A 14,743-nucleotide genomic window follows, 5' to 3' on the forward strand; every position below is an offset into this window, starting at 1 on the left:
GCCAAGGACAGGCAATAACGACAAAGGAAACGCCCGCATGAGCTTTACCACCAGACCCGAGATCCAGGGCACCTTCGGTGTCGTCGCCTCGACCCACTGGATCGCATCGGCCGTCGGCATGAGCATCCTGGAAAAGGGCGGCAACGCCTTCGACGCCGCCGCCGCCATGGGCTTCGTGCTGCATATCGTAGAGCCGCACCTGAACGGCCCGCTGGGCGACATGCCCATGCTGATCCAGCTGGCGGGCGAGGAAACGCCGCGCGTGATCTGCGGGCAGGGCGTGGCGCCGAAGGGCGCGACCATCGCCCATTACCGCGCCGAGGGGCTGGACCTGATCCCCGGCTCTGGCCTGCTGGCCACCGTGACGCCCGGCGCCTTCGACGCCTGGATGCTGTCGATCCGCGATCACGGCCGGCTGAAGCTGCGCGACGTGCTGGAGCCCGCGATCTACTACGCGCGCCACGGCCACCCGATGCTGCCGCGGGTCGCCAACACCATCGCCGGCATCGCCGATTTCTTCAAGGAAGAGTGGCCCACCTCGGCCGAGACCTGGCTGCCGGGCGGCAACGCCCCGGCCGCGCAGAGCCTGTTCAAGAACCCCGCGCTGGCCGACACCTGGGAACGGCTTCTGTCCGAGGCCGAGGCCGCGGGCGATGCCCGCGAGGTGCAGATCCAGGCCGCGCGGCGCGCCTTCTCGCAGGGCTTCATCGCCGAGGCGATCGACGACTACCTCAAGGATGCCTGCGTGATGGATGCCGCCGGCGGCCGTCGCAAGGGCGTGCTGAGCGGGCAGGACATGGCCGAATGGGAAGCCACCTACGAGCAGCCGCTCTCGGTCGACTACCACGGCTGGACGGTCTGGAAATGCGGGGTCTGGACCCAAGGGCCGGCGCTTCTGCAGGCGCTGCGCATCCTCGAGGGGACCGACATCGTCGACATCGACAGCCGCAGCGCCGAGTTCGTGCACCGCGTGACCGAGACGATCAAGCTTTCCATGGCCGACCGCGAGGCCTATTACGGCGACCCCGACTTCGCCGAGATCCCGGTCGAAACGCTGCTCTCGCGCGAATACGCCGCGACCCGCCGCGCGCTTCTGGGTGACACCGCCTCGCTGGAACAGCGGCCGGGGCGCATCGCCGGGTTCGAGGCGCAGGCCGATGCCGCCGTCGCCCGCGCGGCCCGCAAGCTGGAGGCCGGGCCGGGCGCCGGGGCAGGAGAGCCGACCATGGCCCACCTGACCGAACGCCGGGGCGACACGGTGCATATCGACGTGATCGACCGCTGGGGCAACATGGTCTCCTGCACGCCCTCGGGCGGGTGGCTGCAATCCTCGCCGGTCATTCCGGGGCTCGGCATGCCGCTCAACAGCCGGGCGCAGATGTTCTGGCTGGACGAAGGGCTGCCCACCTCGCTGGCGCCGGGCCGGCGGCCGCGCACCACTCTCACGCCCTCGATGGCGTCCTGGCAGGGGGTGCCGACCATGGCCTTCGGCACGCCGGGCGGCGACCAGCAGGACCAGTGGCAGCTGATGCTGTTCCTGCGGCTCGCGCACAGCCAGATGAACCTGCAGGAAGCAATCGACGCGCCCTTGTTCCACACCGCGCATTTCCAGGCCTCGTTCTATCCGCGCGGCACGAAGCCCGGCCACCTGATGATCGAGCCGTCCTTCGGCGAGGGGGTGATCGACGACCTGCGCGGCCGCGGCCATGCGGTCGAGGTGGCCGAGCCCTGGACCGTGGGCCGCCTGACCGCCGCCAAGCGCGAGGCGAACGGGCTGCTGCGCGCGGCGGCGACGCCGCGGCTGATGCAGGCCTATGCGATCGGACGCTGAGGGGAAGCCATGACCTATTCCATCGTCGCCCGCGACGCGGAAACCGGGCAGTACGGCGTTGCCGTCGCCAGCCGCTTCTTCGCCACCGGCGCGCTTGTCCCGCATGTGCGGGGCGGGCGCTGCGCGGTGGCGACGCAGGCCTTCGTCAGCCCCATCTGGGGCATCGAGGCCGCCGATCGCCTGGGCGCGGGCAAGAATGCGCCCATGGTGCTGGCCGACCTTGTCGCCCGCGATGGCGGCCAGGCGATCCGGCAGATCCACATGATCGACGCCCACGGCGTGGTGGCCGCCCATACGGGTACGGACTGCGTGGACTGGTGCGGCCATGTCGCGGCCGACGGCGTGTCGGTGGCGGGCAACATGCTGGCCGGCGCCGCGGTGATCGAGCAGACGCTGGCCGCCTATCTCGCGCATCTGCACCTGCCCTTCGCCGAGCGGCTGATGACCGCGATGGAGGCGGGGGAGGCCGCGGGCGGCGACAAGCGCGGCCGCCAGTCGGCGGCGCTGCGCATCCACCGGACCGAGGATTACCCCTGGCTCGACCTGCGCGCGGACGACCATCCCGACCCGCTGGCCGAGTTGCGCCGCCTGCATGACGTGGCGCAGGAACGCTATCTGTGGGTTGCGGACGCGATGCCGACGAAGGACAACTTCTCGGGCACGACCGACCGCGGACCCATCGACGCGGCGATCGCGGCCGAGGAGGCGCGGCGCAAGGCCGAAGGCCGGACCAGCCGGTCCTTCGCCACGCCGCTTTGAAGACTGACCTGGGGAGAATGCCGATGGCACGCAGCATCGTGATCGACGAATCCGGCGGACCGGAAAAGCTGAAACTGGTGGACCTGCCCGTGGGCGAACCCGGCCCGGGCGAAATCCGCATCCGCCACAAGGCCTGCGGGCTGAACTACATCGACGTCTATTTCCGCACCGGGCTTTACCCGGCCAAGCTTCCGCACGGGCTGGGCATGGAAGGCGCGGGCATCGTGGAAGCGGTGGGCGAGGGCGTCACGCACCTGAAGCCCGGCGACCGCGCCGCCTATGCCTCGCAGCCGCCCGGCGCCTATTGCGAGGCGCGCGTCATGCCCGCGGCCCAGGTCTGCCCGCTGCCCGATGCCGTGTCCTTCGAGGATGCGGCCGCGATGATGCTGAAGGGGCTGACGGTCGAATACCTGTTCCACCGCACCGTGCCCCTGAAAAAGGGCGACACCGTCCTGTTCCACGCGGCCGCGGGCGGCGTGGGCCTGATCGCCTGCCAGTGGGCGCGCTCGGAAGGGATCACGCTGATCGGCACCGCAGGGTCCGACGAGAAGTGCAAGCTGGCCCTGGAACATGGCGCGACGCACTGCATCAACTACCGCGACGGCGATTTCGTGGCCAGGGTGCGCGAACTGACCGGCGGGCGCGGGGTGGACGTGGTGATGGACGGGGTCGGCAAGGACACGTTCGGCGCCTCGCTCGACTGTCTGCGCCCGGTGGGGATGATGATTTCCTTCGGCAACGCCTCGGGCCCGGTGCCGCCCGTCAACCTGCTGGACCTGGCGGCCAAGGGCTCGCTTCAGCTGACCCGCACGACCGTGTTCACCCATATCGGCCGGCACGAGACCTGCCAGGCGATGGCGCGGCACCTGTTCGAGAAGATGGCCTCGGGCGCGGTCAAGGCCCAGATCGGCCAGCGTTTCGCGCTGGAAGATGCGGCCCAGGCGCACCGCGCGCTGGAGGGGCGCGAGACTTCCGGTTCCACGATCCTGCTGCCGTGACGATCCTGCCCCCGGCGCCCTGCCGGGGGCATCCGCCCTATCCCCGCGCGTAGACATCCTCGTATCGGGTGATGTCGTCCTCGCCCAGGTAGGCGCCGGTCTGCACCTCGATCAGTTCCAGGTCCAGCTTGCCGGGGTTTTCCAGCCGGTGCTTCTCGCCCAGCGGGATATGGACCGACTCCCCCTCGGCCACCAGGCGCGTGGTCGCGCCGATGGTGACCTTGGCGGTGCCACGCACCACGATCCAGTGTTCGGACCGGTGCATGTGGCTTTGCAGGCTGAGCGCCGCGCCGGGATGCACGAAGATGCGCTTGACCTGGAAGCGGGGGCCGAGCGCCAGGCTCTCGAACCAGCCCCAGGGGCGGTGATCGACGGGCAGCTGCGTCGCCTGCCGCGCGCCGCGGGCCTTCAGCGCGGCGACCGCCTCCTTCGCCTCCTGCGCGCGGGAAATGTCGGCCACCAGCACGGCGTCGGGCATGGCGATGGCGATCAGGTTCTCGACCCCGATGCCCACCAGCGTCTGCGCGCCGGACTCGGCCCTGAGCAGGCTGTCGCGGCAATCCATCGCGGTCACGTCGCCCGAAGTGACGACCCCGGCGGCATCCTGCGCGCCCTCGCGCCAGATCGCCTGCCAGTCGCCCAGGTCCGACCAGCCGCCCGAAAGCGGAACCACGCTCAGGTTGTCCGCCCGTTCCATCACCGCGAAGTCGATCGAGATGTCGCGCGCCCCGGCCCAGCCCTCGGGGTCCAGCCGCAGGAAGCCCAGATCGGGCCGGGCCCCATCCACCGCGTGGCGCACCGGGTCGATCAGGTCGGGGGCATGCGCCGCAAAGGCGGCCAGGATGTTGCGCACGGAGAACAGGAAAATGCCCGCGTTCCACAGGTAGCCGCCTTCGGCCAGCATCGCCTCGGCGGTGGCGCGGTCGGGCTTTTCCACGAAGCCCGCCAGCGGCTGCACGCCCGGGGCGATGGCGCCGCGCGCGCCCAGCCGCAGATAGCCGTAGCCGGTCTCGGGCCGGTCGGGCACCACGCCGAAGGTGACGATCCGCCCCGCGCGCGCCGCTTCGGCCCCGGCTTCAAGCGCCGCGCGAAACGCGTCGGCGTCGCGCAGCACATGGTCCGAGGGCGCGACCAGCATCAGCGCATCGGGGGCGGTCCGTTCCAGGTGAAGCGCCGCGGCCAGGATCGCGGGGGCGGTGTTGCGCCCGTCGGGTTCTATCAGGATGGCGCCTGGATCGACGCCGGCGGCGGCCAACTGCTCGGTCACGATGAAGCGGAAATCGGAATGGGTCAGCACCGTGGGTGCGGCCAGGCCCGGCCCCGACAGGCGTTTCGCGGTCTGCTGGAACAGCGTGTCCGGCCCGGTGAGCCGCGCGAACTGCTTGGGATAGCTCTTGCGCGAAAGTGGCCAGAGCCGCGTCCCCGATCCGCCGCACAGGATCACCGGGTGGATTGCGTCTTGCTCGGCCATCACTGCTCCTTCGCGGCTTCGGGTCATTGGCCAGAGATAGCGGGTCTGGCGGCCGTTCCAAGCATTTGAGCGGGCGCGGCGGCGCTTGTCCACCCGGCACGCGTCCGCCTCGATTGATGCGCGGCGTGGTTTAGAAAGCGTGAACGCCGCGGGGCCGGGGGTGATCGCCACGTCGCGGATCGGCAGGAACTTGACATAACGACATGGCGCAATTACACCGTCCACATGATGGAACAGCGCCTCACACTCGAAGAGATCAGCGAACGCACCGGGGTAGAGCGGCGGACCCTGCGGTCCTGGGTGGCCGAGGGGTTGCTGGCGGGGCCGTTCAAGCCCGGGCGCGGCGCGACATATCCCGAGGGCAATGTCGAGCGCGCGCTTGCCGTGCGCGCCCTGAAGGAGATCCACGGGCAGTCCTTCGCCGAGATCCGCAAGCGGCTGATGCTGGCGGGGGAGGATGAGATCCGGCGCTGGGCGGCAGAGGCGCAGTCGGTTTCGCCGAAACTGTCGCCGGTCGGCGACTACCTGCGCCGGGTGCGGGAAAAAGGCGCGCCGCCGCCCCCTCCGGCCAGCATGTCGGCCCCGATGTCGTTCGAGCGAGACGACCTTGACGAGGGTGCGCCGCCGCGCCGTTCGGCCGGCATTCCCGCCTCGAAGGCCGTCGGGGAAGAGGCACGGGCCGAAAGGGAGCTTCGCAGCCTCTACGAGCGCCTTGCGGAAACCGGCCGGGAGGACAGATACCCGCCGAAATTCGCCAGGGTCGACGTAGCGAATGGCGCGCGCGGACCCGTCATTTCAGACCTCGCCGGGATCGAGGCGCTGCTTGCGGTGCTGGGATCGGCGGGAAATGGCGCGCCCTCGCGCCGGGCGCGGGGGACGGAGTGGTTCGTCATTCCCGTCACCCCCGATCTTCACCTGTCCGTGCGGGGCGACTTGTCCCCCCGCGAGCGGGCGATGCTGGAGCGTGTCGCGGACCTGATCCGCATGATCCTGTCAGGAGGACTTCAAGATGACGACCACTGAACTGCGCCTTTCCGCCGCCTTCGATCTTGGTCTCGTTCCTTCCTGCGGGGGCAGCGTCCGCCACCTGCTGTGCCGGCTCTCCGCGGTGGGGGCAGAGGCGGAAAGGGACAGGCGCAAGCCGCTGAACCTGGCGCTGGTGATCGATGCCAGCGGCTCGATGGCGGGTGGCCGGCTAGAGGCGGCGAAGCGGGCGGCACTGGGCGTGCTCGACCGGCTGGGCCCCGGGGACCGGCTGAGCGTCGTCTCCTTCGCCTCCGACGTGGAGGTGCATCTGGACGGTGTCGCGATCGATGCAGGGGCGCGCCAGCTTGCCCGGCGGGAAATCGGGCGGCTGGACACGCGGGGCATGACCAACCTGTCCGAGGGCTGGTTCACCGGCGCCGAATGCGCCGCCCGGGTGCAGGACGCTGCGCCAGGCCTGATGCCGCGCGTCATCATCCTGAGCGACGGCCATGCCAACGAGGGGATCACCGGGCGGGGCGATCTGGCCGAACATGCGGCCGAGCTGCGCGCCCGCGGGGTCATCACGTCGGCCCTGGGCATCGGCGACGGCTATGACGAGGAACTGCTCGCGGCGCTGGCCGAGAATGGCGGCGGGCGGATGCATGACGCGGAGCTGGACGCCGAGATCGAGACCGTCCTGCTGGGAGAGCTGGGCGAGGCGGCCGCGACGCTGGTCGAGGATGCGACCCTGGCGCTGGACCTGCCGGCCTGCGTCCGGGCGGAGCCCTTCGGCAGCCAGAACTTCCGCCAGCGCGGGAACCGCCTGACGGTGCCGCTGGGCGCGATCGTCGCCGGCGGCACGCGGGTGCTGGCGATCCGGCTGCATTGCCCCCCGGGCGAGGAGGGGGCGCGGCTCGACCTGACGCTTGGTGCGACTGGCCGCGATGCGCGCACGGGCCAGACACTCGAGGCGGCTTCGGTCGCCTTGCGGCTGCGTGTGGTGGATCCCCTCGCGGCCGAGATGCGGGGCCATGACACCGAGGTGGCGGTCGCCGTTGCGCGGGCCTGGCAGGGCCATGTCCTGCGGCGCATGGCGGCGCTGAACCGCGAGCGTGCCCACCGCGAGGCCGAGGCCTATCTGCGCGACGAGATCCGCCGGTTCGCTTCGTATGTGAGGGGCCTGGAGGGGACCGAGCGGCTGCTGCGCGAACTGGAACTGATGCAGCGCGAGGTCCACGAGGAATGGAGCCCGCGGGTCCGCAAGGAAATGGCGCTGCACGCGGCCAAGCTGCGCGAGGGCAGCGTCGATCACCGGGGGCCGGCCAAGGCGGCCTGGTCGGCGCACATGGCGTCGCGTCCGCGCTGAGCCGGCTCTTGACGGGGGGCGGCAGATGGCAAGGCGCCACCTTCAGCAGAAGCGGCCGCGCCCATGGCGGGGCGGGGCCTTGAGCCGCTGGCAGGCCGATCATGACGGCATGGAGGTAAAGACCTGGGCGATGCGGGATGGCAAGCGGCTGGAGGTAAAGGGCGGCGCGGCCGGGCGCGGTTGAGGGCGCCGGCGCCCGGTCAGCGCCGGGCCCGCGCCGCTCTGCGTTCCATTCCCGCCGCCGCAGCGCCTTGTCACGGGCCGAGGCTGCGGCCGCCCGTCTTTCAGAGAAACCGGATCAGCACCACGCCTGCAAGCCCGATATGGCCAAGCGTGATCGCGACCGACAGGCCATGCAGCCACTTGAACCGGGTCTTCGCGCCGCGGTCCGTCGCAGCGTTGATGGCGGGCATCAGCAGCTGGCGCGTGGGCAGGGTGGTCGCCGCGATCACCGCCAGCAGGAGCGCGCCCACCCCGTCGCCCGGCAGGCGCAGCAGCGCCGCAAGGGCGGAAGTCGCCATGACGAACAGGTAGAAATGCGGGAATGCCCGGCGGATCGTCGGCCCGGCAGTCCCGGCCGGCAGGGCCGTGAACAGGAAGGCCGCGAAGCCGAAGGAATAGAGCACCATGCCGCCGAACAGCAGCGCCGTGGCCAGAAGGGCCGCCGCCGTCATCGCGGCCCCCCGGCATTCCGGGCCGTATCGCCGGGGGTGGGTTCATTGTGCATGGGGCGTCTCCGGGTCAGTCGGGGCAGGGCATAGGGCACCTCGGCGCGGTAGCGGGCGAAGCGGGCGCCGTGGCGCGCGGCGAAGCGGCGTTCCTTCAGGCGTGGCGCGAGCAGGCAGTAGGCGGTGAAGCACAGCGCCAGCATCAGCTGATCGGGGGTCCAGACCGGCACCGTCCAGAGCGTCAGCGCGAAGGCCACATAGATCGGCTGGCGGATCACGCGGAACAGGCCCAGCGTCGGCATGTCGGGAAAGCGCGGTGCGACCCGCGCCATGAGCGACATCCAGCCAAGCGCGCCGGACTGGACCTCGACCCCGGCATCGAAGCTGGCCTTCATCAGCAGAAGCCAGGCCGCGCCATAGGCGATGCAGCTTGCCACCAGAGCCGCCCCTTCGGCGCGCCACCAGACCACCCCCGACGGTGTCCATAGCGCGAACAGCGCCAGCAGTTGCAGCGAGGCGATCAGCGCATAGCTGGTCGTGGCCAGCGTCGCCCCGTGCGGGCCGGGCACCAGCCTTGCAAGAACGCGCCCGCCGCCCCGTGTCAGCAACAGCGAATGTGCCAGCGGAAATTGCACGATCAGCGCGGCATTGGCCAGCCAGGACCAGGGCGCGGGCACGCGCCCGAGGCTTTCGCTCATGCCGAAGAACATCGCCGCGACCATGGCCAGCACCCCGGCGGCGAAGGCGAGATGCGTCGCGAAGCCCAGCCCAAGGGCAAGCGCGATGCGCCCGGCCCCGGCAGGCGGGCGCAGGGCCGCGAGGATCAGCCGCAGAAGGCCGTCGATGCGCGGATCGGACGGCAGCGTCCGGGCCCATGCGGGACCGCCGCCATAGGCCATCGGCGCTTCTTCATCGGCAGGGGGAATGTCGCGCTGGCCTTGCATCTGTCTTTTCCGGGCTGTCCGCGGGCCCAGCTATCCCGGCCGGCGGGCGGGTCAATTGACTTCGCCCTGTCCTGCAACAGTTCGCCGCAGCGACGACAGAACCCCCAGGGACGCCCCCGGAAATCCGCATGACACATGACCCCCACCCCTGGGCCGCCACGCTTGCATCGCTGCGGGACGAGGTCTAGACCCGCCTTTCGCGCGGCGTGCACGACCGGCGCGCGCCGGCGCGTCACCCCACGCTTGCCACGGTGTCGGCAGACGGGGTGCCGCAGGCGCGCACGGTCGTGTTGCGGGGGGCGGACAGGGCCGCCGCCCGCCTGCGCATCCACACCGACCTGCGCTCGGCCAAGATGCGGGATCTGCGCGCGCGACCGCTTGCGGCGCTGCATGTCTGGGACAGCGCGGCGCATCTTCAGATCCGCCTGACCGCCAGCGTCTCGATCCTGACGGGCGATGCCGTGGCGGATCTGTGGGCGCGGATCCCCGAAGCGGCGCGGCTGTCCTACGGGGGCACGCCCGCCCCGGGGCAGGCGCTGGCCGATGCGCTGGCCTATGAGAAGACGCCGGACCCGGCCGCCTTTGCCGTGCTGCAACTGGACCTTCAGGCGATGGACATTCTTCACCTGGGCCCGCGCCACCGCCGGGCGACATACACGCGCACGGCGGGTTGGGCGGGGCAGTGGTGCGCGCCGTAGACCTGGCAACGGGACATGCGCGGGCCGCGACCGGCCCCGGCGCAGCCCGTCAGGAAAGGACCAGATACGCCCCGGTGACGGCAAGCAGGATCCGCAGCGCCCGGACGAAGGTCCGGGTGCCGATGTGACGGAAAGCCATCTGTCCGAGGAAGACGCCGGCCAGCGTCGCCGGCACGAGTTCCAGCGCGGATCCGAGGCTGTCGCGCGGTGCGGGGCTGATGCCCAGTTGCAGCATCAGGCTGACCGAATAGACGATCAGGAAGCAGACCAGCGTGGTGCTGCGCAACAGCGCGGGGTCCATCGAGCCGCCGGCGAAATAGATCATCAGCGGCGGCCCCGGCATTCCCAGGCTGCTGGAAAGCGCGCCGGCGCACCCGCCCGTCAGGTAGTCGCGCCGCCGGCTGCGCGCGAGGCGGATGTTGCGCACAAGGGCGACGGTGAACAGGATCAGCAGCACGCCGATGGCCTTGCGCAGATGTGTTGCATCGGCGACGGCATGGATCGCGATGCCGAGCGGCGCACCGGCAAGACTGCCGAGGATGAGCCGGCGCAGCAGCACCCGGTCCAGGTCCGCCCAGAGTTTCGGCAACAGCACCGCCGAGATCAGGATCGACAGCGCCAGGTTGATCTGGATGGCCGCCGCCGGCGCGAAGATCAGCAGCAGAAGCGGCGTCGCCAGGACCGAAAAGCCGAAGCCGGTGCAGGCCTGGATGGCGGCGGCGAGAAAGACGATCAGGTTTGCGGCAAGAAACTCCATGCGCCCGGGCCCCTGTTCAGGCCGGCCGTCCCCTGCCGGGGCCGCCTCTTTCCCGCGGGGCCAACGGTCGGGGCATCCGGATCACGACGCGGAATCTTCGGACACCAGTTTCGACAGCGCCGCCGCGGCGGATTTCAGCGGCTCGAGACAGGACAGCGCCTTGTCGACATCGAAACGCCCGGTCGGCGCGTGGAAGGACAGCGTCGCCATCAGGCGGCCGTTGCCATCGAGCACCGGGACGGCAAGGGCGATCATCTCTTCCATGAACTCCTCGCGGTCGAGCGCGTAGCCCAGCTTTCGCACCGTCGCTATCTCTTCGAGGATGGCCTCGGGGTCGGTGATGGTCTTCGGGGTCCGCCGTTCCAGATCGGTGGAAGCGAGGTAGGCCTTGAGGTGATTGAGCGCGAGCGAGCTGAGATACATCTTGCCGCTTGCGGTGCAGTAGAACGGCACCCGCGTACCGATGGGCAGCTGGATCCGCAGCGGCCATTCGGTCTCCACGCGTTCGAGATAGGTCATCGCGTCGCGGTCGGGCAGGGCGATGTTGCAGGTCTCGCCGATCTTCTGGCTGAGTTTCTTCAGGATGGCCTGCCGCGCGCTGCGGATCCGGCGCGAGGACAGGATGCCGCCGGCCAGCTTGCGCAGCCGCGGCCCGGGCGAATAGGTGCGCCCGTCCAGGTCGATCTGAAGGAAGCCCTCGGCCTCCAGCGTGGCGAACAGGCGGTGGATGGTGGGTTTCGGCAGGCCGATGGCGGCGTTCACCTCGGTCGGCGTGACCGGGACGCCGGCCCGGGCGATCTCCTCGATCACCATGAGCAGGCGCAGGTTCGTCGGGATCACGCCCGAGCGTTGCTCGTCTCCGTCCACGGGATCCTCCCTCACCGCTGTGGCAGCAGCGCCGTCGAGAGTGCGGGCACCAGGGCCACCAGCACCCAGACGGCGATCAGCGCCGCGAGATAGGCCACCGTGTAGCGCAGCAGTCTGAAGTAGGGAACCCCGGTCACGCCCGAGGCGACATACAGGTTCAGCCCGTAGGGCGGCGTGATGAACCCGATCGAGGCACCGACAAGGAAGATGACCGCGAACTGCACCGGCTCAACCCCGACGTGGTGCTGGCGCTGGGCACCCGTCTCAACCCCTTCTCGACCCTGCCGGGCTACGGGATGGAATACTGGCCGAAGGATGCGAAGGTGATCCAGGTCGACATCAATCCCGACCGGATCGGCCTGACCAAGAAGATCGCGGTGGGGATCGTCGGCGATGCGGCCAAGGTCGCGCAGGGCATCCTGCGCCTGCTGTCGGAAACCGCGGGCGACGAGGGACGCGAGGCGCGCAAGGTGCGGATCGCGGAAACCAAGTCCCGGTGGGCCCAGCAGCTGTCCTCGATGGATCACGAGGAGGACGACCCCGGCACCAGCTGGAACGAACGCGCGCGGGCGGCGAAGCCCGACTGGATGAGCCCCCGCATGGCCTGGCGCGCGATCCAGTCGGCGCTGCCGCGCAACGCGATCATCTCGAGCGATATCGGCAACAACTGCGCGATCGGCAATGCCTATCCGTCCTTCGACGAGGGGCGCAAATACCTTGCGCCGGGGCTGTTCGGGCCCTGTGGCTACGGCCTGCCGGCGATCGTCGGGGCCAAGATCGGCTGCCCGGATGTCCCGGTGGTGGGCTTCGCGGGGGACGGGGCCTTCGGCATCGCGGTGAACGAGTTGACCGCGATCGGCCGGAAGGAATGGCCCGCGGTCACGCAGATCGTGTTCCGCAACTACCAGTGGGGCGCGGAGAAGCGGAACTCGACCCTCTGGTTCGACGACAATTTCGTCGGAACCGAGCTGGACGAGGAGGTGAGCTATGCCGGCATCGCCCGGGCCTGCGGGCTGAAGGGCGTGGTCGCGCGCACCATGGAAGAGTTGACCGCCGCGCTGGATCAGGCGATCAAGGACCAGATGGAAAACGGCGTCACCACCCTGATCGAGGCGATGATCAACCAGGAACTGGGCGAGCCGTTCCGCCGCGACGCCATGAAGAAGCCCGCCGCGGTCGCCGGGATCGAGCGTGCGGACATGCGCCCGCAGGCCGGCGCCTGACGCGTGAGCCGGCGTTTGCTGCCCCTCCGGACGCGCGGTCGCCACCTGATGGCCAGGGGGGCGGAGCTGTTTCCCGGCATCACCGTGTCGGTGCTGGTGGCGCTTGCCGCGCAGTTCGTGGCCGAGCATCACGGCGCACCGGCCATGCTGATGGCGCTGCTGTTCGGCATCGCGCTGAACTTTCTGGGCGAGCAGGGCAAGGGCGCGCCGGGCATCGGCTTTTCGGCGCGGGTGATCCTGCGGTGCGGGGTGGCGCTGCTGGGGGCGCGCATCAGCTTCGACATGGTGGCCGAAATGGGGTGGGAGCTGATCCTGCTGCTTGCGGCCGGCGTCGTGGCGACGATCCTGTTTGGCGTCCTTCTCGGCCGGCTGATCGGGCAGGGGCCCCGCTTTTCGCTGCTGACGGCGGGGGCGGTGGCGATCTGCGGCGCCTCTGCCGCCATGGCGATCGCGGCGGTCCTGCCGAAGGACGAGCGGTCCGAGCGGAACCTGCTGTTCACCGTGCTGGGGGTCACGGTCCTGTCCACCATCGCGATGATCGTCTATCCGATCCTTACCCGCGCGCTGGGCTTCGATGATGTGACGGCGGGGCTTTTCATCGGGGCGACCGTGCACGACGTGGCGCAGGTTGTGGGGGCGGGCTTCACCATCTCCGAGACGGCGGGCGAGACATCCACGCTGGTCAAGCTGATCCGCGTCGCCTTTCTCGCGCCCGTGGTCATGGTGATCGTCTGGATGAACCGGGCGCGCCCGCCCGAGGGGGGCAAGCGCCCGCCGATCATGCCCGCCTTCATTGCCGGGTTCCTCGCGCTGGTCGCGATCAATTCGTTGGGGCTTGTCCCGCCGCAGCTTGGCGCGCTGCTTTCGGCGCTGTCGTCCTGGGCGCTGCTGACGGCCATCGCCGCGGTCGGGATGAAGACCGATCTGCGCAACATCCTTCAGGTCGGTGGCGGGGCGATAACCCTGATCGTCGCGCAGACCCTGTTCCTGGCCTGCCTGGTGCTGGCGGGGCTCTGGGTGCTGGGCCGGGTGTGATGACGGACGCGCTGCTTGCCCTGAACGCGGGGAGTTCCTCGTTGAAATTCGCGCTGGCCGAGGTGGCGCGGCCCGGGCGCTTTCTTGTCTGGGGCGGGGTGGAGCGGGTGGGCCGCGGCGACGCCGTCCTGACCCTGCGCGCGCCGGAGCAAGCGCCGCGGACGCGCCGGATCGGGCCGGCCGATCACGTTCGCGCGCTGCGGGAACTCTGCGCGGCGATCCCCGGCCTGCGACCGGGGCTGAACATCCGCGGGGTCGGACACCGCATCGTGCATGGCGGCGCGCGGTTCTCGGCCCCGGTCCGCGTCACGCCGGACGTGGTGGCCGCGCTTGCCGCGCTGGTTCCGCTGGCGCCGCTGCACCAGCCGCACGGCTTGCAGGGCATCGAAAGCGGCCGGACGCTCTTTCCCGAGGCGGTGCACGTGGCCTGCTTCGACACGGCCTTCCATGCCGGCAAGCCATGGGTGCAGGACGCCTATGCCCTGCCTGCCCGGTATTACGATGCGGGGATCCGGCGCTACGGCTTCCACGGCCTTGCCTGCGAGTCGGTCTGCCGGGCGCTGGAGTCGCGCGGCTACCCGGTCGCGGAAAAGGCGATCGCCATCGCCCATCTGGGCAACGGCTGTTCGGTCAGCGCGGTGCGCGCTGGCCGGTCGGTCGGCACCAGCATGGGCTTTACCGCGCTCGACGGTCTGGCGATGGGCACGCGCTGCGGACGGATCGACCCGGGCGTGCTGCTGCACCTGATGCGCGAGGGCCATGACGCGGACGCGCTCGAACGGCTTCTCTACCACGAATCGGGCCTGCTGGGGCTTTCGGGGATCTCGGGCGACATGCGCGATCTTGCGGCCGCCGGAACCCCGGCGGCGCGGCGGGCGGTGGCGTATTTCGTGACCCGCGTGATCGAGGAGGTCTGCCGCATGGCCGGGGTCATGGGCGGGCTCGACGCCATCGTGTTCAGCGGCGGGATCGGGGAAAACGCGGCCGATATCCGGCAGGCGGTTGCCGATGGGCTCGCCTTCCTGCCGGGCGAGGGGGGGCGGGGGCCGACGGTGATGGTCGTCGCCGCCAACGAGGAGGAAAGGCTGCTCGCGGCGGCGCGGGACTTCCTGCCGTGACACGCCCCGGCGGACCGGCGCGTGCCGCGGGCGGGCGCATGC

Annotated in this window: 14 protein-coding genes and 2 pseudogenes; 10 read left to right on the forward strand and 6 right to left on the reverse strand. The window is 70.4% G+C overall.

Features of this window, described 5'->3' with window-relative positions; genetic code table 11:
• Positions 1-37: 37 nt before the first annotated feature.
• The 3 genes from HMH01_RS16640 to HMH01_RS16650 are packed head-to-tail and all read left to right on the forward strand — an operon-like array spanning position 38 to position 3,588.
• The gene (locus HMH01_RS16640) at positions 38-1,831 is read left to right on the forward strand and encodes a gamma-glutamyltransferase family protein (RefSeq protein WP_171326932.1); all 1,794 of its coding nucleotides are present in this window, start codon (positions 38-40) and stop codon (positions 1,829-1,831) included.
• 9 nt (positions 1,832-1,840) lie between these two features.
• Complete coding sequence (locus HMH01_RS16645) at positions 1,841-2,590, forward strand: DUF1028 domain-containing protein (RefSeq protein ID WP_171326933.1); 750 nt, start codon at positions 1,841-1,843, stop codon at positions 2,588-2,590.
• Between the two features lie 23 nt (positions 2,591-2,613).
• Entirely contained in the window at positions 2,614-3,588 is a 975-nt protein-coding gene (locus HMH01_RS16650) for a quinone oxidoreductase family protein (protein ID WP_171326934.1), read from the forward strand.
• 37 nt (positions 3,589-3,625) lie between these two features.
• On the opposite strand, the gene HMH01_RS16655 is transcribed toward HMH01_RS16650, so the two are convergent.
• Positions 3,626-5,059 (reverse strand): mannose-1-phosphate guanylyltransferase/mannose-6-phosphate isomerase, encoded by a 1,434-nt coding sequence (locus tag HMH01_RS16655; protein WP_171326935.1) that lies wholly within the window; start codon positions 5,057-5,059, stop codon positions 3,626-3,628.
• Between the two features lie 225 nt (positions 5,060-5,284).
• Here HMH01_RS16655 and HMH01_RS16660 point away from each other — a divergent pair, with 225 nt between their 5' ends.
• Genes HMH01_RS16660 through HMH01_RS16670 form a run of 3 tightly spaced genes read left to right on the forward strand, consistent with a single transcriptional unit; the run spans position 5,285 to position 7,575 of the window.
• Positions 5,285-6,082: a MerR family transcriptional regulator gene (locus HMH01_RS16660; protein WP_171326936.1), complete on the forward strand. Its 798-nt coding sequence runs from the start codon at positions 5,285-5,287 to the stop codon at positions 6,080-6,082.
• Positions 6,069-7,391: a vWA domain-containing protein gene (locus HMH01_RS16665; protein WP_171326937.1), complete on the forward strand. Its 1,323-nt coding sequence runs from the start codon at positions 6,069-6,071 to the stop codon at positions 7,389-7,391. The genes HMH01_RS16660 and HMH01_RS16665 overlap by 14 nt, the downstream gene beginning before the upstream one ends.
• A gap of 25 nt (positions 7,392-7,416) precedes the next feature.
• Entirely contained in the window at positions 7,417-7,575 is a 159-nt protein-coding gene (locus tag HMH01_RS16670; RefSeq protein ID WP_171326938.1) for a hypothetical protein, read from the forward strand.
• Positions 7,576-7,675: 100 nt separating this feature from the next.
• Here the strand turns inward: HMH01_RS16670 and HMH01_RS16675 are convergent, their stop codons facing one another.
• A complete protein-coding gene (locus tag HMH01_RS16675; RefSeq protein ID WP_171326939.1) occupies positions 7,676-8,065 on the reverse strand; it encodes a DUF4149 domain-containing protein in 390 nt (129 codons plus the stop codon).
• Positions 8,062-8,958, reverse strand: a complete 897-nt coding sequence (locus HMH01_RS16680) for a methyltransferase family protein (protein WP_425483631.1) — start codon at positions 8,956-8,958, stop codon at positions 8,062-8,064. The genes HMH01_RS16675 and HMH01_RS16680 overlap by 4 nt, the downstream gene beginning before the upstream one ends.
• Before the next feature lie 251 nt (positions 8,959-9,209).
• On the opposite strand from HMH01_RS16680, the gene HMH01_RS16685 reads away from it, so the two are divergent.
• A complete protein-coding gene (locus HMH01_RS16685; RefSeq protein ID WP_343035385.1) occupies positions 9,210-9,701 on the forward strand; it encodes a pyridoxamine 5'-phosphate oxidase family protein in 492 nt (163 codons plus the stop codon).
• Between the two features lie 49 nt (positions 9,702-9,750).
• On the opposite strand, the gene HMH01_RS16690 is transcribed toward HMH01_RS16685, so the two are convergent.
• From HMH01_RS16690 to HMH01_RS16700, 3 genes and pseudogenes are all read right to left on the reverse strand, one after another.
• On the reverse strand, positions 9,751-10,458 hold the full coding sequence (locus HMH01_RS16690; protein ID WP_171326940.1) for a sulfite exporter TauE/SafE family protein: 708 nt from the start codon (positions 10,456-10,458) through the stop codon (positions 9,751-9,753).
• Positions 10,459-10,539: 81 nt separating this feature from the next.
• Positions 10,540-11,325, reverse strand: coding sequence for an IclR family transcriptional regulator domain-containing protein (locus HMH01_RS16695; RefSeq protein ID WP_171326941.1), 786 nt, complete (start codon positions 11,323-11,325; stop codon positions 10,540-10,542).
• Positions 11,326-11,336: 11 nt separating this feature from the next.
• Positions 11,337-11,642, reverse strand: a pseudogene (locus HMH01_RS16700) (TRAP transporter large permease subunit); the annotation flags it as partial.
• Here HMH01_RS16700 and HMH01_RS16705 point away from each other — a divergent pair.
• From HMH01_RS16705 to HMH01_RS16715, 3 genes and pseudogenes are all read left to right on the forward strand, one after another.
• Positions 11,562-12,548, forward strand: a pseudogene (locus tag HMH01_RS16705) (thiamine pyrophosphate-dependent enzyme); the annotation flags it as partial. The pseudogenes HMH01_RS16700 and HMH01_RS16705 sit on opposite strands and share 81 nt — an antisense overlap.
• A 48-nt stretch (positions 12,549-12,596) precedes the next feature.
• Positions 12,597-13,583 carry a YeiH family protein gene (locus HMH01_RS16710; protein ID WP_171326942.1) on the forward strand — a complete coding sequence of 329 codons (987 nt, stop codon included), beginning with the start codon at positions 12,597-12,599 and terminating at the stop codon, positions 13,581-13,583.
• Complete coding sequence (locus HMH01_RS16715) at positions 13,583-14,701, forward strand: acetate/propionate family kinase (protein WP_171326943.1); 1,119 nt, start codon at positions 13,583-13,585, stop codon at positions 14,699-14,701. Before HMH01_RS16710 ends, HMH01_RS16715 begins: the two co-directional genes overlap by 1 nt.
• Positions 14,702-14,743 lie beyond the last annotated feature (42 nt).

Source organism: Halovulum dunhuangense, from assembly GCF_013093415.1.
Taxonomy (GTDB): Bacteria; Pseudomonadota; Alphaproteobacteria; order Rhodobacterales; family Rhodobacteraceae; genus Halovulum; species Halovulum dunhuangense.